Here is a 22776-nt window from a genome sequence, read left to right as displayed (position 1 = left end):
GCCTCATCATAGAAAAAATTACCTAATTAAAAACGTATTACTGTTTTTTTATTCGGCATCTGGATCCGGGAGTTTGACTCTGAGTTGCAGTAATCGGCGAGTGTCTGCGCTAACGACTGTAAATTCAATGCCACCGATGACGACTTTCTCATTACGTTCTGGCAAATGACCAAAAGCATGGGAAACTAAACCACCAACCGTATCGAATTCTTCGTCACTAAACTGTGTTTTGAAGGTCTCGTTGAAGTCTTCAATAGGCGTTAACGCTTTGACCATATAGACCAGTTTACTAATCTTACGGATCTCAGTTTCTTCAGCTGTATCGTGATCGAATTCATCTTCGATCTCGCCAACGATCTCTTCGAGAATGTCTTCAATCGTCACCAATCCAGAAACGCCACCATACTCATCGACGACGATCGCCATATGGTATCTTTGGGAGCGAAACTCCTTGAGCAGTACATCAACACGTTTGCTCTCAGGAACAACGACAGCAGGACGGATAACTTGTTTTAATGAGAAAGGTTCATCACTGTTCTTAAACCCATATTGAAGCAGGTCTTTTGCAAGCAAAATACCTTCGATGTGATCTTTGTCTTCATTTATCACAGGGAAGCGTGAGTGCGCTGTTCCTATGACAGTTGTGAGAAGCTCTGCTACCGAATCATCTATTTGAAGTGCTACAATCTGCGCTCTTGGGATCATAATATCCCTTACTCGTAGATCGGATACTTCTAAGACGCCTTTAATCATTTCTCGTGTGTCTTGAGAGATAACTTCACGAAGCTCTGCGCCGTGAATTACATCAACAAGATCATTGCGAGTTTGAGGTTCGCCCTGAAACAGCTGGCTTACTTTTTCTAACCAGCTCTTCTTTTGGGCGCTGGTACTCGGTGGGATGTCATCACTCATAGTGTTTACTTGATCTAAAACATTTAGCATATGTTGCTAAATGTTGATCAGTTATAGCTCCTTGTATGGATTGTTAAAACCTAGGTTTTCAATGAGTTGGATCTCTAGTGATTCCATCTCTTCAGCCTCGGCATCGTTGATATGATCATACCCTAGCAGATGAAGACAACCATGTACAACCATGTGAGCCCAATGTGCTTGTGAGGGCTTGTTTTGCTGTATTGCTTCCTGTTCGACAACCGATGCACAGATGATTAAATCACCCAGCAGAGGAATATCAATTTCAGGTGGTGCTTCGAAGGGAAATGAAAGCACGTTTGTCGGCTTATCTTTTCCCCTATAGGTACTGTTAAGGCTTTGGCTTTCTGCTTCATCAACGATTCGTATCGTTAATTCAGCTTGGGTCATGGTATTTCCGAGTGCAGTTCGCACCCAAAGTTCAAAATTATCTGCTGTCGGCAATGTGTTACTGTCAGAGGCTATCTGTAGATCCAGAACCAATTCAATATCTGCGTGACTAGTGCTCATTTTCTGATATTTCCTGAAGCTTGTATTGATTTTCACGCTTGTTTTTTGCCTGTAGGGCCCGTTGCTCATGGTCTTCGTAAGCTTCAACTATTCTGGCAACAATGGGGTGACGAACCACATCCTTTGCTTGGAAAAAGTTAAAACTGATCTCTTCGACCTCACTTAATACTTCAATTGCTTGGCGTAACCCCGATTTTTGATGTTTTGGCAGATCTATCTGAGTAATATCACCTGTGATAACGGCACGCGAGTTAAAGCCAATGCGGGTTAGAAACATCTTCATCTGCTCTACCGTTGTGTTTTGGCTCTCATCGAGAATGATAAATGCGTCATTCAGTGTGCGTCCGCGCATATACGCCAGAGGTGCGACTTCGATGATATTACGCTCTATCAAACGCTCAACTTTCTCAAACCCTAACATTTCAAACAATGCGTCATACAGTGGGCGCAGGTAAGGATCGACCTTTTGACTGAGATCGCCAGGTAGAAAGCCCAGTTTTTCTCCCGCTTCTACAGCTGGGCGAGTCAGTAATATACGTCGTACTTCTTGTCGCTCCAGCGCATCGACAGCTGCCGCTACGGCAAGGAAGGTTTTGCCTGTGCCAGCAGGACCGACACCAAAGGTGATGTCATGGGTAGTGATGTTGGCAATATAGTCACTTTGATTTGGGTTACGCGGTTTAATGACACCACGTTTAGTCTTTATATAGAGTGCCTTGTCATCCCTTGGTAATGCAGCTTCGAGTGCTACTGCTTCCTGAATCGCAAGGTGGACAGTGTCAGGCTCTATGTCAGGCGTACTGCCTTTAACAGGCTGAGTCTCTACATAGAGAGCTTTAAGCAGGTTATTTACACTCAAACAGTTCTTAGCTTGTCCCACAATTTGAAAATGATTATCCCGGTAGCAAATTTCAACACCGATCCGACGCTCTAGTTGTTTAATGTTGTCATCAAAAGGTCCGCATAGAGATTGTAAACGTCGCGTATCGGCAGGCTCAAGATATAGATTAAGCGTGGTTAATTTGTTAGACAAAAATAACTCCAGATGAGCATAAACATATACTCACAGTTTACGAGCGAAACAGGACAATTGCTAATTCTATTTGTTGCTCAACTGCGAGTGATTAGAGATAAAAAGCGGCATGAATCGTGCCGCTTTTTATCTGATTAGATGTGTTAAGGAATATACTGAGTAACGCCAATATCATCATCTTTTTTATGTTTAGCCAGAATATCAGACGGACGTAGTGAACGCCTTAGATCCATCTCATCTTCCCCACGAATAAAGGTACCACGAAGTGAGTTAGTGTATATATCGACGATTTCGACATCGACAAAGCTACCAATATGCTTAGGATCGGCTTCGAAGTTAACCACACGACTGGTTTCTGTGCGGCCTCTAAGCTCCATCGGATTTTTAACTGAAAGGCCTTCGACCAAGATACGCTGAACTGTGCCTAACATCTGACGGCTAAAGCGCATCGCTTGTTGGGTAATTCTATCTTGTAAGATAGCCAAACGCTCTTTCTTTTCATCTAGGCTAACATCATCGGGTAGATCCGCAGCAGGTGTACCTGGACGTGCGCTGTAGATAAAGCTAAAACTATGATCAAATTGAATATCTTCAATCAATTTCATGGTATCAGCAAAATCTTGCTTAGATTCACCAGGGAAACCTATGATGAAGTCAGAGCTTATTTGAATACCAGGACGAGCTTTGCGAAGACGGCGAATAATTGATTTGTATTCAATAGCCATATGTCCACGTTTCATCTGAGTCAAGATTCTATCTGAGCCAGATTGAACAGGAAGATGCAGGAAACTCACCAATTCTGGTGTATCTTCATAAACATCAATAATATCTTGAGTGAATTCGATGGGATGGCTGGTGGTGAAACGCAATCTGTCGATACCATCAATTGCCGCAACATAACGCAGTAGTTCGGCAAAGCTACAGATCTCATCATCATGAGTTGCACCGCGGTAAGCATTAACATTCTGACCCAGAAGATTCACTTCGCGCACACCTTGAGCTGCGAGTTGCGCAATTTCAAGAATAACGTCATCAAGTGGACGGCTGACCTCTTCACCACGTGTATAAGGCACGACACAAAAAGAGCAGTACTTGCTACATCCTTCCATGATGGAGACAAATGCACTAGGGCCATCGGCACGTGGTTCAGGTAGACGATCGAATTTTTCAATTTCAGGGAAACTGATATCGATAACGGCTTTACCGCCTTGTCTGATCTGATCGATCATCTCAGGTAAACGGTGCAAGGTCTGAGGGCCGAAGATTAAATCTACGCATTGAGCACGCTCTTTAATCATTTTGCCCTCTTGTGATGCCACACAGCCACCGACTCCAATGATTAGATTGGGATTTTTGTCTTTTAATTTTTTCCAGCGCCCAAGTTGATGGAACACCTTTTCCTGAGCTTTCTCTCGGATAGAACAGGTATTTAACAGGAGGATATCTGCCTCAGCAGGGTCTTCTGTTAATGTGTACCCTTTATATTCGTCCAGCAGATCGGCCATCTTAGATGAGTCATACTCATTCATCTGACAGCCCCAGGTTTTAATATGGAGTTTCTTACTCATCAGTTTACATCACTCTTGGAACCACAGGAAAAATAGCGCAACATTTTACCTCTTGAGCAAGGTACTGACCAGCTTTTGGACTGTTTTATTAAAAATTATCTATTCGGCGCCGTTTATTTTCTCTTTAATAGGGTTATTCATCACTGACATATAGGGTGATGAGCTGGCCATTCTCATGATGCTTGAGTGAGCTTGATGATAGATATCAGCTTGGATCTGCAACCTAAAATTGACTAACATTTCCGTCGTATATTGATATAGGGCATAATCTAGCAGTGTTCTATAGGTTACAGTCATGGTTTCCATCGTTTTATTGATGCTTTGTTCTTTTATCAATTCAGCTGTTGCTGTGAGTGGTAAGAGACTAACTGCGAGAAGGACCAAAGGTGTCATTATTTTCATTATTTGCTCACTTATATTATTTGGTGGGCAAAGTGTAGAACATGTTTCTGTGTGCAAATGGATCTGTTTGTAAGAGGGTGTGAGCTTTTCTGGGGTTAGCAACATTTACACACTTATTTAAATATTCCAGTCATAATTGATCGCTCTATAAGCGGTTAAATCCAGATAAAAGAGATAGTGGTATGGGAATTCAATCGTGAGTGAGTCACAAGTTAGGGCAATAAGTAAAGATGTCATCATCGTCGGAGGCGGCATGGTGGGGGCTGCAACCGCTATCGGTTTAGCACAGCTAGGGCTGAATGTTGTTGTTATCGAAGCGTTTCAACCTAAACCTTATCATCATGAACAAGCGTTGGATCTTCGGGTATCGGCGCTTAGCGTAGCATCTGAAAACTTATTGGATCGTCTAGGTGCACTTACAAGCTTAAGCCAGATGCGCAGAGCGGCTTATCTAGGATTAGAAACCTGGGAGATTGAAGGGTGTATCACTCGATTTCATGCAGAGCAAGTTGGGGCAACTCATCTGGGGCATATCGTTGAGAATCGTCTTATTCAACTGGCGCTTTGGAAGCAATTTGAGGCTTTTGATAATATCGAACTCCTTAGTCCTGTTACCGTTGATCGCTTTAGTCGCAAAGACAACATTGTTGAGGTTTTCCTTAGCAATGGAATCAGTATCGTGGCTCCATTACTTATTGGGGCTGATGGGGCTAATTCACTGGTTAGACAATGGGCCGGAATTGGTTTGACTGGGTGGGATTATGCTCAATCTGCGATGTTAATAAACATCAAAACGGCACAAGAGCAGCAAGATGTGACATGGCAACAGTTTACGCCAAGCGGACCTCGATCTTTGCTTCCTCTGCCTGGTAAGCATGCTTCTTTGGTTTGGTATGATGATGGGGCTCGAATAGCCCAACTTTCACAGATGAATGATAAGGCTCTAGCCGAACAGATCAAGCGCCATTTCCCAGCAAGATTAGATAGAGATTTTGAAGTACTGCAAAAGGGAAGTTTCAAACTTACGAGACGTCATGCTCAATCTTACTATTCAGATAATGTGGTGATTCTGGGGGATGCAGCTCATACGATTAATCCATTGGCTGGCCAAGGGGTGAATATTGGTTTTAAAGATGTTGAAGCGCTTATCGCGACAGTATCGTCTAAATTGAGTTCAGGTGAGTCTTGGTGGGAACAGAGGGCATTAGCCACTTATGAGAAGTCTCGTTATCAGGATAACCTGTTAATGATGACGGCAATGGATCTGTTTTATGCGGGTTTTAGTAATGATGTTTTGCCGTTGAAATTTATCCGTAATGCAGCTCTGAAGGTCGCGAATATAGACTCGTCTATTAAAAATAAAGTACTTAAGTATGCGATGGGACTTAAGTAATTCCCAATTTTAGTACAAAGGCTTTTGTTGTTGGTAATAAAAGCCTTAAGGCTCTCTTGACCCTCGGATTTAAAGCTTTCCTTCTTAGCCTATATCCTCTTTGAGCTTTCATTATAACGAGAGCGATCTTCTAATAGTTTGTTGACTCGGGCATTGAGTGTTAAAATGCCGCGTTTTTATCTGCGCCACATTTTGCGATTAGCACTCTCGCTAACGTTAAAAAGGGTCGTTGCCTTGAGTCGCACTGAACGAAATAATAGGTTGTATGAGTAATATAAAACTGATAGTTGGACTCGCCAATCCAGGTGAGAAATATGCTCAGACTAGGCACAATGCCGGAGCTTGGTATGTACAAGAGCTAGCTCGCGCGAGCGGTGCAACCTTAGTCGCGGATAGTAAATATTTTGGTTTAACAGCCAGAGTGACCTTACATGGCAAAGATGTACGTTTACTCATACCTTCGACATTCATGAACCTCAGTGGTAAGTCTGTAGGGGCAATGGCCAATTTTTTCCGTATCGAAGCTGATGAGATTTTAGTGGCTCATGATGAGCTGGATATGGAGCCCGGTGTGGCTAAGTTTAAACTTGGCGGTGGTCATGGTGGTCATAACGGCTTGAAAGATATCATTGCTAGTCTTGCAAATAATAAAGGCTTCTATCGACTTCGTATCGGTATAGGTCATCCTGGTGATAAGAGCCAAGTGAGTAACTATGTCTTAGGGAAAGCGCCCGGGACAGAGCAGACAGCGATTGAAGAAGTGATTGATGAGGCGGTTAGATCAACAGAAGTGCTAATTAATGAAGATATGGCAAAGGCCATGAATCGGTTGCACTCCTATAAGGCTTAAGGGCTATCACTCCTCTTTTCTCATAGAGGCTCTTTGTGAGTAAAGTGGGACGAATTTGATGAAGTCGCACATAGCGGCTTTGTATATTTGTATAAGTACTTAACTAACAGTGCAACTGTTAGTTTGTAATTGATATTTAAGGTAAACAATATGGGTTTTAAATGTGGCATTGTAGGCTTGCCAAACGTAGGTAAATCAACCTTATTCAATGCGTTAACTAAAGCGGGAATTGAAGCGTCAAACTTCCCGTTTTGTACTATTGAGCCAAATACTGGTGTAGTACCTGTACCTGATGCCCGTTTGGATGCATTAGCGCAGATAGTTAACCCTGAGCGTGTTTTACCTACGTCTATGGAGTTTGTGGACATTGCTGGTCTGGTTGCCGGTGCTTCTAAAGGTGAAGGTCTGGGTAACAAGTTCCTAGCCAATATCCGCGAAACTGACGCTATTGGTCATGTGGTTCGTTGTTTCAATGATGACAACATTGTTCACGTTGCTAATAAGGTTTCTCCTGCTGACGATATAGAAGTGATTAACACTGAATTGGCGTTAGCGGATCTTGATTCTTGTGAGCGTGCTATTTTTCGTCAAGCTAAGCGTGCTAAAGGTGGTGACGCCGATGCTAAGTTTGAAGTGGCCGTACTTGAAAAGATGCGTCCGATCCTCGATGACGGCAAGATGTTACGCGCAATGGATCTTAGTAAGGAGGAGTTAGCTGCAGTTGCATACTTAAACTTCCTTACACTTAAGCCAACTATGTATATTGCTAACGTGGCTGAAGATGGATTCGAGAACAATCCTCATTTGGATGTCGTTCGTGAAATCGCTGCTAAAGAGAATGCCGTAGTCGTTGCAGTATGTGCTGCTATCGAATCTGAGCTTGCAGAGATGGAGCCAGAGGATCGTGCAGAGTTTATGGTGGACCTTGGTTTAGAAGAGCCTGGTTTAGATCGCGTTATACGTTCCGGTTATGATCTGTTGAAACTGCAAACATACTTTACAGCGGGTGTTAAAGAAGTGCGTGCTTGGACCGTACCTATTGGTGCTACAGGTCCACAAGCTGCTGGTGTTATTCATACAGACTTCGAACGCGGCTTTATTCGTGCTCAAGTGATGGCTTATGATGACTTTATTACCTACAAAGGTGAAGCTGGCGCCAAGGAAGCAGGTAAACTAAAAGTAGAAGGTAAAACTTATATTGTTAAAGATGGTGATGTGATGCATTTCCTGTTTAATGTATAAAGTACCACGCTCTAGTTATTGTTATAGTCTGTAGCCTGAAGGTAACAAAAAATAATGGCTCAATTGAAATATTGAGTCATTATCATTTTTAGTGCCCAGTAAACTTGATTCTTTTATTGAAATAATGGGGTTGAACAGGCTTGAGTTGTGCATCTAGCCATCACTTTGGTGAAGTTATAGCCGAACGATTGAGATCGTAAAGAATAGCGAAAAAAGCTATTGACCTAGATGAGTTGAATAAGCATAATACGCCCCGTTCCTCAGCAAGAGGAGTAAGAAGTAAAACGATGGCAATATAGCTCAGCTGGTTAGAGCACAGCATTCATAATGCTGGGGTCGCAGGTTCAAGTCCCGCTATTGCTACCATCTTAATCAAGATGTAAAATTGATGCAGTGCAGGAATGGTGGTGTTGATATTAGACATACTGGTTTTGGCTGTTGCAGTGCGGGAGTGGTGGAATTGGTAGACACGCCAGATTTAGGTTCTGGTGCCGTAAGGTGTGAGAGTTCAAGTCTCTCTTCCCGTACCATTTATTAAAGGCAGCTTGCTTAGGCGAGTTGTTTGACAAGTTAGATTGGGATATCGCCAAGCGGTAAGGCACCGGGTTTTGATCTCGGCATTCCCAGGTTCAAATCCTGGTATCCCAGCCATTTTTAAAGTGGTTAATATGGCAATATAGCTCAGCTGGTTAGAGCACAGCATTCATAATGCTGGGGTCGCAGGTTCAAGTCCCGCTATTGCTACCATCTTTTCTTCAGATGTAAAATGAAGGCTGCAGTTTAAATACTGCCATCTTAATCAAGATGTAAAATTGATGCAGATTGGAAGTGGTGGTGTTGATATTAGACACGCTGGTTTTGGTTGTTGCAGTGCGGGAGTGGTGGAATTGGTAGACACGCCAGATTTAGGTTCTGGTGCCGCAAGGTGTGAGAGTTCAAGTCTCTCTTCCCGTACCATTTATTAAAGATGATTTGCTTAGGCGAATTGTTTGAAAAGTTAGATTGGGATATCGCCAAGCGGTAAGGCACCGGGTTTTGATCTCGGCATTCCCAGGTTCAAATCCTGGTATCCCAGCCATTTTTAAAAGGTTTATTTTTAACCTTGTCTTGATAGTTGATTAAGGTCTGCCTTATTACTATTTAAAGACGAAGCAAGGAAACTTGCACTGAAATTCGATGCGGGAGTGGTGGAATTGGTAGACACGCCAGATTTAGGTTCTGGTGCCGTAAGGTGTGAGAGTTCAAGTCTCTCTTCCCGTACCATCGAGTTTTAATTAGATTTATTGGGATATCGCCAAGCGGTAAGGCACCGGGTTTTGATCTCGGCATTCCCAGGTTCAAATCCTGGTATCCCAGCCATATTTAAACCTGTTTATAGCAGGTTTTTTTTATCTTAATCAAGATGTAAAACTAGATGTAGTGCGGAAGTGGTGGTGTTGATAGTTAGACACGCTAAATTCTATATACTGCCATCTTAATCAAGATGTAAAATTGATGTAGTGCGGGAGTGGTGGTGTTGATATTAGACACGCCAGATTCTATATACTGCTATCTTAATCAAGATATAAAATTGATGCAGTGCGGGAGTGGTGGAATTGGTAGACACGCCAGATTTAGGTTCTGGTGCCGTAAGGTGTGAGAGTTCAAGTCTCTCTTCCCGTACCATTTATTAAAAGCAGCCTACTTAGGTGAGTTGTTTGAAAAGTTAGATTGGGATATCGCCAAGCGGTAAGGCACCGGGTTTTGATCTCGGCATTCCCAGGTTCAAATCCTGGTATCCCAGCCAAATACAAAAAAGCTCGTCTTATGACGGGCTTTTTTGTGCCTGAAATTTCTACTCGCATCTTCTATTTATCCAAATGTTATTCATCTCGATTACAATTCAACATTCATGTTAGTTTTTCTTATATTGTATCTTCTTTCCCCTACGTTACAGGTTGAGCCTAGTCCGCTTTAAATCAAGAGGGAGGTCAAGCCAAAGTCCTGTGAGCGTTATATTCGAGCTATTCATAAGGAGATATCTACAGCGACTGAAGGCACTAATAAAATTCGCTATGCCATTCTTGAAGGAATGCTGACGATTAAAGGTATTGCTTGGCTTTATGATGGTAAGGGCGATGGCTATATCTTGGCAAGGTTCACTTACCGTGCTCTTTAATACCAATCAGTATAAGAAGTTGATCTACTCAGAGTGTTTTGTGGCAAAGTAATTCAAGGTGAATGGATGACATAATGGTTATTCCCTTATGAGTTAATTCAACGAAGAAGTAGGCAGCCAGAAACACTCCTTATAGGCGAGTTTTAGCGGTTCTGATGCTGTGTTAACAAGCTTGACCGTAGAATAACTATGCTCTTCGTTCGTAGCCTTGCCTCAGGACCGCTAAATTCTCGCTGAGCGATCAATTTTTTTGGCAAACTAATTCAAGGCGCATTGATGAAGAAATGGTTATTCCCTTTTAAGTTAATGCAAAGCAGAAGTGGAATACCTGAGAGGCTCATGTAGTGCAGTTGATGTTCAAAGCAAGTGGCAAAGTCCTTTATACTACGTTAGAGGCTTTCGATATACGACAGCAAGGTCTTTGTATGTTCCAGGCATACATTAGACATTTCCTCCATCCATGTCGGTCAGGTGTGGTGCATGTCGATATTGCACGAGGATAGGGGGATAGGAGATAGAGCATTGTCAGGAAAAAAGCCGAGGAGCAATATGACCTTGCCTTCAGCACTTTGAATTCCCGCTGAATGAACAAATATTTAATAGGATTGGTATTAGATAAGCTTTATGTAGAAAGCATTTTAGCGATAGCTACTATTTCAGCCATAAAAAAACGCACTCATTGAGTGCGTTTTTTTGATGTTGCAAGCAATAAATTAATTAGTGCTTAAACATCGCAGAGATTGACTCTTCGTTGCTTACACGACGAATCGCTTCAGCCATCAAAGTCGACATAGTCAACTGAGTGACTTTCTCAAGTGCCTGGATCTCTTTGCTCAATGGAATAGTGTCAGTCACGATCACTTCATCAATTACTGACTCAGCGATGTTCTTAGCAGCATCACCAGAGAATACAGGGTGAGTTGCATAAGCGAATACGCGGTTAGCACCATGTTCTTTCAAAGCTTCAGCAGCTTTACACAGAGTTCCACCGGTATCGATCATGTCGTCAACGATAATACAATCACGGCCTTGAACATCACCAATGATATGCATAACTTGAGCAACGTTTGCTTGAGGACGACGTTTATCGATAATGGCTAGATCTGAATCATCAAGCAGTTTAGCGACGGCACGAGCACGTACAACACCGCCTATATCAGGAGAAACAACAACAGGGTTATCAAGATTCTTAGCTAACATATCTTCAAGTAACACAGGGCTACCAAATACGTTATCAACAGGAACGTCGAAGAAACCTTGGATCTGCTCTGCGTGAAGGTCACAGGTTAGGACGCGGTCAACACCTACGCTAGATAGGAAGTCAGCTACAACCTTAGCTGTGATCGGTACACGAGCACTACGGACACGACGATCTTGACGAGCATAGCCGAAGTAAGGGATCACCGCTGTAATACGACCAGCTGAAGCACGACGAAGTGCGTCAACCATAACGATAAGTTCCATTAGGTTATCGTTAGTCGGTGCACAAGTAGATTGAATGATGAAGACATCCGCACCACGTACATTTTCGTTTATCTGGACACTGATTTCGCCGTCACTGAAAACGCCAACATCCGCGTCTCCAAGTTTACAAAATAGACGGTCGGCTATCTTCTTAGCGAGTTCAGGTGTTGCGTTACCGGCAAAAAGTTTAATGTCAGGCACTGTATCAACCTCAGGCGTATGCTTCATTTAATGGCTGGGGATAAGTTACCCCAGAAAGTGTTTTCTTTAAAGTTGCGCTAAACGTAACTCTAAAGGAGATATATTTGTCCCTTTAGCAACAAAACCTGTCATGTCGTCCGGCAGTTTTGCCAAAACGTCCAGTGCTTGCTGCTGCAGCTCGAATTCCCCGAAAATACAAGCGCCGGTTCCTGTCATTCTAGACGGCGCATATTCTATCAGCCAGCCCAAGGTTTTGGCAACTTGAGGGTACCTTTTTACGACAAGTTCTTGGCAATCATTTTGCCATTGACTGCTCATTAGTGAATTAAGGTCTAGTTTTGGCGTATTGCGAGTAAGATCGGGGTCTTGGAATATTTCGGCGGTTGATACATGCACATCCGGCACTAAAACCAGGTACCAATACTCTTTTGGTGACACGGGAATAAACTGTTCTCCGACCCCTTCGGCGAAAGCGGATAAACCATGAATGAAAACAGGTACATCGGCACCAAGTGTTAAACCAATTTCAGCTAATTCAATTCGACTTAAATTCGTTTTCCAAAGTGCATTTAATGCCACTAAACAGGTGGCAGCGTCCGATGAACCTCCACCAATCCCTCCCCCCATTGGCAGACGTTTATTGAGCCAAATCTCAGCTCCCTTGGTTGTTTCAGACCTTTTCTGTAATGATTTTGCGGCACGAAGAATTAAGTTATCGTTATTAGCAACAACATCGCTGATATTTGAATGCAATTTAAGTGCTGAATTCTCTGTAACTTTAAAATCTAACACATCACCATGTTCAATAAACTGAAACAGGGTTTGTAGTTCATGGTAGCCATCTTCACGCCTGTGATTGACGTGTAAAAAAAGGTTCAATTTGGCGGGAGCTGGCCAGCCGAGAGATATGTGATTACTCATTGATGGTTTTATCGTTTATATTAGATTGTTGAGTGGTCGTTGCAGCAAGTGCCTGCCATTGGCTTATCTGTATTTTAAGTCTAAGCTGGTCTTTTGTTAGTTGCAGTAATCTTGGTAATTGGGCACCGCTTTGTTGTTGCCAACTTTTAAACTCGACTCGCCAAGGCGTGTCGCTTGATGATAGTAACACTTGGGGCCTTAACTGCTGATCTTGACTGATGATGTTGTCATCAATATCAGTTTGGCCTGTTATCCATAGGGGCAAAGAGTCGACAGGAATTGACCAGCCAGTGATCTCAGTCAATAGCTCTTGAGCATCGTGATGCTCATAAATCTTACCGTCGACCTCTAATCTTGCAATACCATGTTGAGTCGTCAGAGAAAGAACGGTGGTGCCCAGCATGGTGGTTAATTTGAGCTCATTGCTATCTGGGGTATGTAACCAATAGAGATTAGTACTGAATTTATTGTTAGGTGTTTTCACTGCAAGTTTACCTTGCATCTCCCAGGCTTGTGTCTGTGATACATGATTAACTTGAATCGGGATGAGGTTATCGGGTGTCTTGGTGGCACAAGCTGATAGTAAAGAGAGGCTTAATATTACCCAGAGAAGCTTGGTTTTTGTGAAGTAGCTCAAATTATTCATCTTTTGCTGGCATTGAAGGTTAATATGATACGAGGGACTGATGAGAATACAATGGAAATCAGTAAATTTATAGCGATCCTTGTGCTCCCAAGTCTGTAAGCATGTAGCAGTAAAGACATTATGAAGCCTAAAAAGGTCATTTAATGATAAAAATTGATAAGAGTTGAGATTATTATTCGGTTTTGTTAAGCATATTCTGTTTTTAGTCTATTCAATTCAGTAGAATGAATAACAACTCGCAAGATAACCAGATCCTAGAGACCAGAACGAGTCAGATGAGCCTTGTAGCAATCGGTATAAACCATAAAACAGCCACGGTCGACCTACGTGAGAAGGTAGCCTTTTCGCCAGATAGAATTCATGATGCTATGAAGAGTTTGGCAAAATGCACCAAGACTGGTGAGGCCGTGATCATATCAACCTGTAATCGAACAGAACTTTACACCAATACTGGTGACGAAGCTGAGATTATTCGTTGGTTCGAAGAGTATCACCAACTTTCCCATGAAGAGGTAGAGCCTTGCTTATATAAATTTAAGGGCCAAGGAGTCGTTAAGCACTTAATGCGTGTGTCTTCTGGTTTGGACTCCTTGATTCTAGGTGAGCCACAAATCTTAGGACAAGTGAAACAGTCCTTTGTTAAAGCAAGAGAGGCGGGCTCCGTTGCTATCACTATGGACCGCTTGTTCCAAAATACGTTTTCTGTCGCCAAAAGAGTGCGCACGGAAACGGAAATTGGTGCCGCGGCTGTGTCTGTTGCGTTTGCAGCAGTGAGTATGGCTAAACATATCTTTTCCTCAATTAAATCGACTAAAGTTTTGTTGATTGGTGCTGGTGAAACGATAGAGCTGGTCGCCAGACACCTAAAAGATAACGGTGTTGCGTCCATGGTCGTTGCAAACCGGACACTTTCACGGGCCCAAGGCATGTGTGAAGAGTTTGGCGCAACAGCTATTACACTCGAACAGATACCAGATTATCTCGCTCAGGCCGATATCGTGATATCATCCACCGCGAGTCCTTTACCTATATTAGGCAAAGGCATGGTAGAAAAAGCGCTAAAGCAGCGTCGTCATCAACCTATGTTGTTGGTAGATATAGCAGTTCCTCGAGATATTGAAGCCGAGGTTGCAGAGCTAGACGATGCCTTCCTCTATACAGTGGATGATCTGCAAGGCATTATTGAACAGAATATGGCCTCCCGAAGGGAAGCTGCCGAGCAAGCTGAAATAATTGCTGAAGAAGAGTCACATCTTTTCATGGAGTGGGTCAGATCGTTAGAAACGGTCGACAGTATTCGTGAATACCGTACCCAAAGTATGGCGATAAAAGATGAACTAGTTGAGCGTGCGATCAATAAGTTAGCCCAGGGCGGAGATAGTGAACAACTATTACTCGAGCTGGCGAATAAGCTAACCAATAAATTGATCCATGCACCAACTCAAGCCTTAACAGCAGCGAGCCGCCAAGGTGATTTGAATAGCATTGGCCAGCTTAGAAGTGCGCTCGGACTAGATAAAAACTAAGGTTAGCGTTTTAATGAAGGACAGTGTGATCCGCAAGCTTGAAGGCTTGCTTGAACGTAATGAAGAAGTGTTGGCTTTGCTTAGCGACCCGAGTGTGATCTCAGATCAGGACCGTTTCCGTGCGCTTTCTAAAGAATATTCTCAGCTTGAAGATGTGGTGAAGACTTTCACCAATTTTCAACGAGCGATGGAAGATCTTGAAGCTGCAAAAGAGATGCTTAATGAAGATGATGCTGAGCTTAAAGAGATGGCTCAGGATGAGATTAAAGTCGCTAAATCTGTACTAGAAACGCTAGAAGATGAGTTGCAAATCTTACTGCTTCCTAAAGACCCTAACGACAACAAAAATGCGTTCATTGAGATCCGTGCAGGTGCGGGTGGTGACGAAGCTGCGATTTTTGCGGGTGATCTCTTCCGTATGTATAGTCGTTTTTGTGAAAAAAATCGCTGGCAAATAGAAGTCATGAACGCTAACGAAGGCGAGCATGGTGGCTTTAAAGAAGTTATCGTTAAAGTGTCAGGTGAAGGCGTTTACGGCAGGCTTAAGTTTGAATCCGGTGGACATCGAGTCCAACGTGTACCAGAGACCGAGTCTCAAGGCCGCGTGCACACCTCTGCATGTACTGTTGTTATTATGCCAGAAGTTCCTGAATCAGAAGCCATTGAAATTAATAAGGGTGATCTGAAAGTCGATACCTTCAGAGCATCAGGTGCGGGTGGGCAACATGTCAACAAAACAGATTCTGCTATCCGTCTTACTCATATCCCGACTGGTATAATCGTCGAGTGCCAAGACCAACGCTCGCAGCATAAAAACCGGGCGCAAGCCATGAGTGTGTTAGCTGCTCGAATTCAAGCGGTAGAAGATGAGAAGCGTCGTAGTGCAGAAGAAAGTACTCGTCGTAATCTTGTAGGCAGTGGAGATCGCTCAGAGCGTATTCGTACTTACAACTTCCCTCAAGGTCGTTTGAGTGAACACAGAATCAACCTGACTCTGTATCGCTTAAACGAAGTTATGGAAGGTGAGTTAAACATGCTTATCGATCCCTTAATATTAGAAAATCAAGCTGATATGTTAGCGGCGTTAGCGGAAGATTAATTCGAAAGAACTCATCTTACTCTAAGCTACTTAGCAAGGTTTCAAATTAAGGACATCATTTGTACCAGACATTATCCGAGGCCCTAGTATGGGCCTCACCTCAGTTGCTCGATGTTTCTGATACACCTAAGCTTGATGCCGAGGTGATGTTATTACACATCATACATAAACAACGGGGTTACCTTTATACTTGGCCCGATGAGCGTCTAACATCGGATCAGATCGCTGAATACACTCAGATGGTTGCCAGACGTGTTATCGGTACGCCGATAGCCCACATTGTTGGCGAACGTGAGTTTTGGTCACTGCCTTTTTTGGTGAACCCAACCACCTTGATCCCTCGACCTGATACTGAAATATTAGTAGAAACGGCGCTTAACCTTCCCTTAGCTGAAACAGCCAAAGTGCTGGATTTAGGCACTGGAACAGGAGTCATCGCTCTTTCTCTGGCCTATGAGAAGCCTCAATGGCAGATCACCGCCGTAGATAAGATCATCGAAGCGGTGGCATTGGCAAAAGCTAACCGAGTAAACCTGAAGTTGCCTCAGGTCGAGATTGTCCAAAGTGATTGGTTCGATTCAATTTGTTGCTATGATTTTAATCTGATTGTCTCTAATCCTCCTTATATCGATGAGATGGATAACCATCTTGAAGAGGGCGATGTTCGGTTTGAACCTCATAGTGCATTAACGGCATCTGAGCACGGCTTTGGGGATCTGTATCATATTGCCGAAAGTGCTCGAGATTATCTGGCACCCGGAGGATATCTACTGTTGGAGCATGGTTTTGAGCAAGCGATCCAGCTTAGAGATAAGATGATTGAACTTGGCTATGAAAATGTCGCCACGGTACGGGACTTTGGTAGCAATGACCGTTGTACGTTGGGGCGTTGGCCAAGGTAAACTCGCCGCTGCATCGGCTTGTGCTGCTTATTCTTGAGTTGGCCTGAGCGGTACTGTTATCAGTAATAAGTTTAAACGCCATTGGTATTTCATTAATACCAATGGCGTTTCTGTTTGTCTAATAACAAATCTAGTTAGCCTTCGAGTGAAGGCTGATTACATTTTCTGATTTAGTTTCTTGCTGGTTTGGTATTTGGGTGAGTTTTTGAAAATCGTACTTTCATTCTACTCTATCGCCTCCAGCGGGTGTGTGCAGATGTTTCTGTGACACGCTGCTAGTACGTCCTTGTAAGCTCGACGACAGCTTCCTTGCCGTCAACGGTCACAGACGCATCTACACCTGCTGATTCACGAGAATGTTATCTCTTCGATTATTATGGTTTGCTGACGGAGTCTTTAACTCAGGTTTTACTGTTGAGTAACAGACATAAGGTGTGTAGGTTCAGTAAGGTGAACGTGTATCGGAAATCGTTTACCAAAAGTTATAGAGAATGGATAATTTTAATCAGACTAAGCGAGGGATTAGATGAACTCAGACATTCATACGAAAACCAATTTAGATAAATATACGGTTGTCGCCTTGATAGTTGGCTTAATTGCATATCCTGTTCTATACAGTACAGACTTTTTTAGTTCTATATTCTTTCCATTTTTACCAGATGATTTTATTTCATCATTACATAATAATAATGAAAGAACTGAATGGTGGTATTTTGTTTTCTCTAATTTGTTGTTTCATTGGGTTTCATTTTTATTTATAAGATATGCGTTAATAAAAAATAATGAAACCTGGAGTTCTGTTGGAGTTGATTAGTCATGGTTTATTAAACATAAACATTGGTTTATCGGGATGTTAGCTATATTAATAGTTTCAGCACTTATTATTCCAATAATATATTATGGAAACGAGCTTCCAACAATATCCCTAGCAGGATTTATTGGCCCAATTAGCACATTAGAGTGTTTAGTTACTATTATTGTTCTAGCATTTACAGCTGCTATTACAGAAGATGTGATATTTAGAGGGTTTGTATTAACACGACTAAAACGAATAATACCAAACCTTTGGTTTATACTACCAATAATTGCGATTTCATTTGTATTTATTCATGGGGAATTTAGAAGTTTAGGGCTAACTTTAAATTATGTGGTTTTTAGCCTGATTTTTGGGACTTGTTTTATTCTAAATAAATTCAAACGTTTAGAATTTCTAATTCTGATACATTTTTTAATAAATGCAAGTTTGGTTTTGTTCCCTGAGTTCTTCATTAAACACTACAAATAAGGATAGGCCGCGCGCAGCCGTGTTTAACTATCGGCTGCAAAAGCAGCGTGCTTTACGTGTCAGTGAACTTCACTGCATAGGTCCCGACTGCGAAGATTCCTGTTGTATCGACTGGTCGGTTCATGTCGATAAAGCAAGTTATCACAAAACGATGGCGCATCCGGAGTTGAAGAGTCTAGCTGAAGATTCGATGCAGTTAATTAACAACAAAGATGATGATTTGATCATTATTCGCTTTAATGATCAGGGGAAGTGTCCGTTTCTGCAACAGAACAAGCTTTGTAAGATCCATGTTCTCGCGGGAGAAGATGCCTTGAGTGACACCTGCAGAAGTTACCCCAGGATCTCTAGAGTGAGAGGGGCTGATACATTCGAAAGTCTTTCGTTGTCCTGTCCTGAGGCTGCCAGGCAGATATTGTTTGGTACGGATGCTTTTATCTTTGAGAGTCATGCGACCGAAAAGGATGTTTTTCCTAGATCCGTGCCGGAGTGGGCTGTCAAGGCCTATGACTATAGTATCGAGTTGTTGCTCGATGAACATTTAAACTGGCAACATAGCTTGTTTGCCATAGGTATGTTGGTCAATTGCGCCGATAGTGTATCTAAGCAGCAAGCTTCGCTAGGTTTGTTGGATGATAAGTTCATGTATTTATCACATATAGCAAAAAATGGGGAACTCCAACAGGCTTTTGAATCATTCCCCTATGTGCCACAACATCAACTGCATACCTTTCTTTCGCTTCATACTATGTGTTGTGACGAACACCCGAGACGTTTTCGTCCCAGATTTGGTGAGTTAAATGATGCCATTTTAGCCATGTCAGATACAAAGGGTGAGCTGGATATGGAACGTATAAATAGTGCCTGGAATGATATTGCCATTCCGGCATTGGCATCCTATGAGGATCTGTTTAGCCGTTATCTACTCTACTATATTTATCATCTGCAATTTCCGCTGACAGCAGATAAAAACCCATTGGCTGCGTTCAACTTACTGATACTCGACTGTTTTATGTTACGTTGTTATCTCGCCGTTATGGCTGCAAAGTACAATGGCTTAAGTGAACGTGATATCGTCTTGTGTTTTCAGGTTTACCACGTAGTGAGACTACATAAACCCAATTTTATAAAGTCAGCTAGAAGCATTCTGCAACAATCCTCCTTCTCTGGCTCACAAGCGATACTCAGTTTGCTGAAAAGCTGTGGTCGTTAGTAAATAGGGTTTTGTACTATTCATTCTTATTTGTACTATTCATTCTTAATGGCATAACTTTAAGCTTCTTACTCAGATTTAATAATGAGCTTAAGTGGTAGGTTGTTATGCCTTGTCTAAGAATAACTCAAGCTATTTAAAGCTCGCTTAACTTCCATTTTCTTGTTCATTGGCTTTGCTATATTTTCTTACCTAATGCTTGAATCTTATTATCTAATTCATATCTGTTTTTTCACTTCAGGCTTAAGTTTGGCTGTTTTCTTGCTTATTGACGCAGCTTGTTTTCAATGTTAGTTTAATGCTTCACGCCTTATAAATACTATTAATATTATAATATGGAGGTGAATAACAGTATTTATAGCTGTAGATATGAGGTTATTTAATAAAACATACATATACAGAATAAAGAGGCAGTTATGTACAAACTGAATAATTCAAAATCTGTTTTACCTATGCTCTCCCTTGTGGTCGCTGGTATTGTTGCTGCGGGAATAAGTGTAGAAGTTGAAGCTAAAAGTCGTGCCAAGGGGTTTTATACCCGTGGCGATATAAGTCATCAGCCCGGTTCGCGTAATGGCTATGATGATCCAAATATTGCTGATACATCAAAACCTACCGATTGGGGCAAGGAAGTTGATGGTATTGTGGTTCAGGTAGAGTGGAATGCATTACAACCTGATGCGCCAGTTGCTCCAGGTCAGAAAGCTGTGCTGGATTCGAGCTGGATTGATGCTGCGATTGACGATGTCGAGACATGGAATGATGTTCCGGGTAACAATAAGCTTGGGATTAAGCTAAGGGTTTTTGCAGGGATCTATACGCCTCAATGGGTAAAAAATGAGGCCGGTTCTTCGACGTTGGATTTTAAAGGCAGCAATTTTGATGGCGATTTTCCACACTTCTGGAAAAGTGCTTTTAAGACTCGTTACAAAGAGTTGCATCAGTTGCTGGCCGCTAAATATGACTCAGAGCCTCTTATTAAAGAGATTGCTATATCGGCTTGTATGATAAAAAATGCCGATATGCATAGGGCACGCAGTGAGTATCAGAATATTAATATTTTGGTTGATGCGGGGTTAACTTGGCAAAAAGATCGGAATTGTCAAACGTGGCAAATTACAGCTGTCGCGGGGAAGTGGGACAATACTAGAGTGTCTGTCGCTCGCCCTCACTTTAGGAAGTTTAAGAAGATGACTTCACCTCCTTTAAAGAAGGATTGGCCGTTAAGTAAAAGTACTATGCAATCAATGGTAGAAACTTGTCGACTCGAATCGAATTGTATTATCGGTAACAACAGTCTTGAGATAGAGGATAAGGACGATAATGCATTCTCGAACGATAGCCATCCCCTATATTATGTAGCGGGTAAATACCGCGGTAATCAATCTAAGGCGCCAGTTTACTACCAGACCGATGTTAAAGTCGTTCAGGGGTCTGTGTTGATACATAATATTATTCATTGGGGTATTCAAAATAGTGACGTGAAACTGATTGAGCTACCGCCATTAAAAGCCTTTAAAAAATATGATGATAATAATTCTGCTAGTACTAATTATCTGGCAAGCGATAATATGCAAAAAAAGCGTACTAAGTTAAAGAATTAATCTGTTCAGTATTATTCTGTTATTTAATCGATAGCTTTTAACATTGTTGAGCCCTAAGCCGAGTCTGACTCGTTTAGGGCTTTTTTGTTAATTTAGCTGTGTTAATAGTCGCGTTCATGAAGTTGATACATAGAAAAGGGGAAGTTATACAGAATCTGTTACGAGTCTATTTAAAGCTCGCTAGTTTCCTGTTTTTTTCATTTTCTTTGCTATATATCTGCTTACCTACCGTTTGAATCTCATTATCTAATTCGTGTTCGTGTCTGTTTTTTTACTTCAGGCTTAAGTTTGAGTGTTTTCTTGCATATTGATGCAGCTTGTTTGCAGTGTTAACTTGACGCTTTACGCCTTATAAATACTATTAATATTACAATATGGAATAAGTGACGGTATTTATAGCTGTAGATATGAGGTTATTTAATTAAGCATACATATACAGAATAAAGAGGCAGTTATGTACAAACTGAATAATTCAAAATCTGTTTTCCCCATTCTCTCCCTTGTGATCGCTGGTATCTTAGGTACAGGCATAAGTGTGGAGGTTGAAGCTAAAGACCGTGCAGCAGGATTTTATACCCGTGGCGATGTGTCTAAAGTACCCGGCTCTCGTAATGGTTTCGACAACCCAAATGTGACGGATTTATCAAAGCCTACGGACTGGGCAGAGAGTGTTGATGGTATTGTTGTACAGCTAGAATGGTCTGAATTGCAACCAGATGCGCCGCTTAACTCAAATCAGAAAGCTGTGCTGGATTCGAGCTGGATTGATGATGCAATTGATGAAGTTGAGACGTGGAATGATGTTGATGGTAACAACCAGCTTGGGATTAAGCTGCGGATCTTTGCGGGTATTTATTGGGTTAAAGATGAGGCAGGGTCGTCCACGCTGGACTTTAAACGTAGCAATTTTGATGGGGACTACCCTCATTTTTGGAAAACTAAATTTAAGACTCGTTACAAAGAGCTACATCATTTGCTGGCCGCCAAATATGATTCAGAGCCGTTAATTAAAGAGATAGCAATATCGGCTTGTATGATAAAGAATGCCGATATGCATAGGGCGCGCAGTGAGTATCAGAATATTAACATTTTGGTTGATGCAGGATTAACTTGGCAGAAAGATCGCACTTGTCAAAACTGGCAAATTAATGCAGTTGCTGGAAAGTGGGATACAACATGGGTATCTGTGGCACGACCCCATTTCAGACAGTTTAAGAAGATGGAGACATCACCTAAAAAATCTGATTGGCCATTAAATACCAGTGTGATGAAGGAGACTGTTGAGACATGTCGTAAAGCCGAGACCTGTGTCAGCGGAAATAACAGTTTGGAGCAGGAAGACAAAGACGCCAACGCATTTACTAATGATCAACATGCTATCTATTATGCCGCCAGTAAATACCGTAAAAACAACGAGTCTAAGGCTCCTCTTTACTTCCAGACAGATGTGAAAATTGCCCAAGGCTCAGGTTTAATCCACAACATTATTGGTTGGGGGATTAAAAATAGTCATGTTGAGATGATTGAACTCCCTACGCTGAAGGCGTTTAAAAACTATGATGACAGCTATTTGGGTAGTAAAATGATGCAAAATAAGCGTGAAAAGTTAAAGGATTAATCTGTTGAGTGTTGGTTACTTTAATTGAACGATTCTAACATTGCTGAGCCCTAAGCCGAGTCTGACTCGTTTAGGGCTTTTTTGTGGCTAGAGCAGTGTTATTAATCGTCGCGTTTAACATTGCATTATCTGCGAGTATTTTTTAGAAGTATGATGCATATCAGCATACCTCATACTATTTAGTTTTATGCTATAAAAATTAACAAGATGT

19 protein-coding genes and 10 tRNA genes are annotated in these 22776 nt (G+C 42.0%); 21 read left to right on the top strand and 8 right to left on the bottom strand.

The genetic code is table 11. The annotated features are described in order from the left end of the window. Positions 1-48: 48 nt before the first annotated feature. From corC to HWQ47_RS20830, 5 genes are all read right to left on the bottom strand, one after another. The gene (corC, locus tag HWQ47_RS20850; protein ID WP_269967932.1) at positions 49-912 is read right to left on the bottom strand and encodes a CNNM family magnesium/cobalt transport protein CorC; all 864 of its coding nucleotides are present in this window, start codon (positions 910-912) and stop codon (positions 49-51) included. 51 nt (positions 913-963) lie between these two features. Next, positions 964-1440, bottom strand: a complete 477-nt coding sequence (ybeY, locus tag HWQ47_RS20845) for an rRNA maturation RNase YbeY (RefSeq protein WP_269967931.1) — start codon at positions 1438-1440, stop codon at positions 964-966. Beyond that, complete coding sequence (locus HWQ47_RS20840; protein ID WP_269967930.1) at positions 1430-2473, bottom strand: PhoH family protein; 1044 nt, start codon at positions 2471-2473, stop codon at positions 1430-1432. The genes ybeY and HWQ47_RS20840 overlap by 11 nt, the downstream gene beginning before the upstream one ends. A gap of 143 nt (positions 2474-2616) precedes the next feature. Further along, entirely contained in the window at positions 2617-4041 is a 1425-nt protein-coding gene (miaB, locus tag HWQ47_RS20835) for a tRNA (N6-isopentenyl adenosine(37)-C2)-methylthiotransferase MiaB (RefSeq protein ID WP_269967929.1), read from the bottom strand. A 99-nt stretch (positions 4042-4140) separates the two neighbouring features. Beyond that, positions 4141-4443: a hypothetical protein gene (locus HWQ47_RS20830; protein ID WP_269967928.1), complete on the bottom strand. Its 303-nt coding sequence runs from the start codon at positions 4441-4443 to the stop codon at positions 4141-4143. Positions 4444-4696: 253 nt separating this feature from the next. On the opposite strand from HWQ47_RS20830, the gene HWQ47_RS20825 reads away from it, so the two are divergent. From HWQ47_RS20825 to HWQ47_RS20765, 13 genes are all read left to right on the top strand, one after another. After that, entirely contained in the window at positions 4697-5836 is a 1140-nt protein-coding gene (locus HWQ47_RS20825; protein WP_442802111.1) for an FAD-dependent monooxygenase, read from the top strand. Between the two features lie 265 nt (positions 5837-6101). Then, positions 6102-6686, top strand: a complete 585-nt coding sequence (gene pth, locus HWQ47_RS20820; protein ID WP_269967926.1) for an aminoacyl-tRNA hydrolase — start codon at positions 6102-6104, stop codon at positions 6684-6686. Between the two features lie 150 nt (positions 6687-6836). Further along, complete coding sequence (ychF, locus tag HWQ47_RS20815; protein WP_269967925.1) at positions 6837-7928, top strand: redox-regulated ATPase YchF; 1092 nt, start codon at positions 6837-6839, stop codon at positions 7926-7928. Between the two features lie 289 nt (positions 7929-8217). Then, a tRNA-Met gene (locus HWQ47_RS20810) sits at positions 8218-8294 on the top strand. Between the two features lie 79 nt (positions 8295-8373). After that, positions 8374-8458, top strand: a tRNA-Leu gene (locus tag HWQ47_RS20805). Between the two features lie 46 nt (positions 8459-8504). Beyond that, positions 8505-8579 (top strand) — tRNA-Gln (locus tag HWQ47_RS20800). Between the two features lie 19 nt (positions 8580-8598). Continuing rightward, positions 8599-8675: transfer RNA gene (locus tag HWQ47_RS20795), tRNA-Met, on the top strand. Positions 8676-8800: 125 nt separating this feature from the next. Next, positions 8801-8885, top strand: a tRNA-Leu gene (locus tag HWQ47_RS20790). A 46-nt stretch (positions 8886-8931) separates the two neighbouring features. After that, positions 8932-9006, top strand: a tRNA-Gln gene (locus HWQ47_RS20785). Positions 9007-9106: 100 nt separating this feature from the next. Next, positions 9107-9191: transfer RNA gene (locus HWQ47_RS20780), tRNA-Leu, on the top strand. A 21-nt stretch (positions 9192-9212) separates the two neighbouring features. Further along, positions 9213-9287: transfer RNA gene (locus HWQ47_RS20775), tRNA-Gln, on the top strand. 221 nt (positions 9288-9508) lie between these two features. Next, a tRNA-Leu gene (locus HWQ47_RS20770) sits at positions 9509-9593 on the top strand. A gap of 46 nt (positions 9594-9639) precedes the next feature. Further along, positions 9640-9714: transfer RNA gene (locus HWQ47_RS20765), tRNA-Gln, on the top strand. Positions 9715-10803: 1089 nt separating this feature from the next. Here HWQ47_RS20765 and HWQ47_RS20760 read toward each other — a convergent pair. From HWQ47_RS20760 to lolB, 3 genes are all read right to left on the bottom strand, one after another. Beyond that, positions 10804-11751 (bottom strand): ribose-phosphate pyrophosphokinase, encoded by a 948-nt coding sequence (locus HWQ47_RS20760; protein ID WP_269967924.1) that lies wholly within the window; start codon positions 11749-11751, stop codon positions 10804-10806. Positions 11752-11817: 66 nt separating this feature from the next. Continuing rightward, positions 11818-12672 carry a 4-(cytidine 5'-diphospho)-2-C-methyl-D-erythritol kinase gene (gene ispE / locus HWQ47_RS20755; protein WP_269967923.1) on the bottom strand — a complete coding sequence of 285 codons (855 nt, stop codon included), beginning with the start codon at positions 12670-12672 and terminating at the stop codon, positions 11818-11820. Then, entirely contained in the window at positions 12665-13318 is a 654-nt protein-coding gene (lolB, locus tag HWQ47_RS20750; protein WP_269967922.1) for a lipoprotein insertase outer membrane protein LolB, read from the bottom strand. The genes ispE and lolB overlap by 8 nt, the downstream gene beginning before the upstream one ends. 275 nt (positions 13319-13593) lie before the next feature. On the opposite strand from lolB, the gene hemA reads away from it, so the two are divergent. From hemA to HWQ47_RS20710, 8 genes are all read left to right on the top strand, one after another. After that, positions 13594-14844 carry a glutamyl-tRNA reductase gene (hemA, locus tag HWQ47_RS20745; protein ID WP_269967921.1) on the top strand — a complete coding sequence of 417 codons (1251 nt, stop codon included), beginning with the start codon at positions 13594-13596 and terminating at the stop codon, positions 14842-14844. Between the two features lie 13 nt (positions 14845-14857). Beyond that, complete coding sequence (prfA, locus tag HWQ47_RS20740; protein ID WP_269967920.1) at positions 14858-15943, top strand: peptide chain release factor 1; 1086 nt, start codon at positions 14858-14860, stop codon at positions 15941-15943. Positions 15944-16002: 59 nt separating this feature from the next. Further along, positions 16003-16845, top strand: coding sequence for a peptide chain release factor N(5)-glutamine methyltransferase (prmC, locus tag HWQ47_RS20735; protein WP_269967919.1), 843 nt, complete (start codon positions 16003-16005; stop codon positions 16843-16845). 526 nt (positions 16846-17371) lie between these two features. After that, positions 17372-17659: a hypothetical protein gene (locus HWQ47_RS20730; protein ID WP_269967918.1), complete on the top strand. Its 288-nt coding sequence runs from the start codon at positions 17372-17374 to the stop codon at positions 17657-17659. Positions 17660-17695: 36 nt separating this feature from the next. After that, positions 17696-18130, top strand: coding sequence for a CPBP family intramembrane glutamic endopeptidase (locus HWQ47_RS20725; RefSeq protein ID WP_269967917.1), 435 nt, complete (start codon positions 17696-17698; stop codon positions 18128-18130). A 19-nt stretch (positions 18131-18149) separates the two neighbouring features. Further along, a complete protein-coding gene (fliB, locus tag HWQ47_RS20720) occupies positions 18150-19343 on the top strand; it encodes a flagellin lysine-N-methylase (protein ID WP_269967916.1) in 1194 nt (397 codons plus the stop codon). A gap of 416 nt (positions 19344-19759) precedes the next feature. After that, positions 19760-20947, top strand: coding sequence for a hypothetical protein (locus tag HWQ47_RS20715; protein WP_269967915.1), 1188 nt, complete (start codon positions 19760-19762; stop codon positions 20945-20947). A gap of 454 nt (positions 20948-21401) precedes the next feature. Then, positions 21402-22565, top strand: coding sequence for a hypothetical protein (locus HWQ47_RS20710; protein WP_269967914.1), 1164 nt, complete (start codon positions 21402-21404; stop codon positions 22563-22565). The last annotated feature ends 211 nt before the right edge of the window (positions 22566-22776 follow it).

Source organism: Shewanella sp. MTB7, assembly GCF_027571385.1.
Classification (GTDB): domain Bacteria; phylum Pseudomonadota; class Gammaproteobacteria; order Enterobacterales; family Shewanellaceae; genus Shewanella.
The sequence above is the reverse complement of the archived record's forward strand: the minus strand, read 5'-3'. Positions and strand labels throughout refer to the sequence as shown.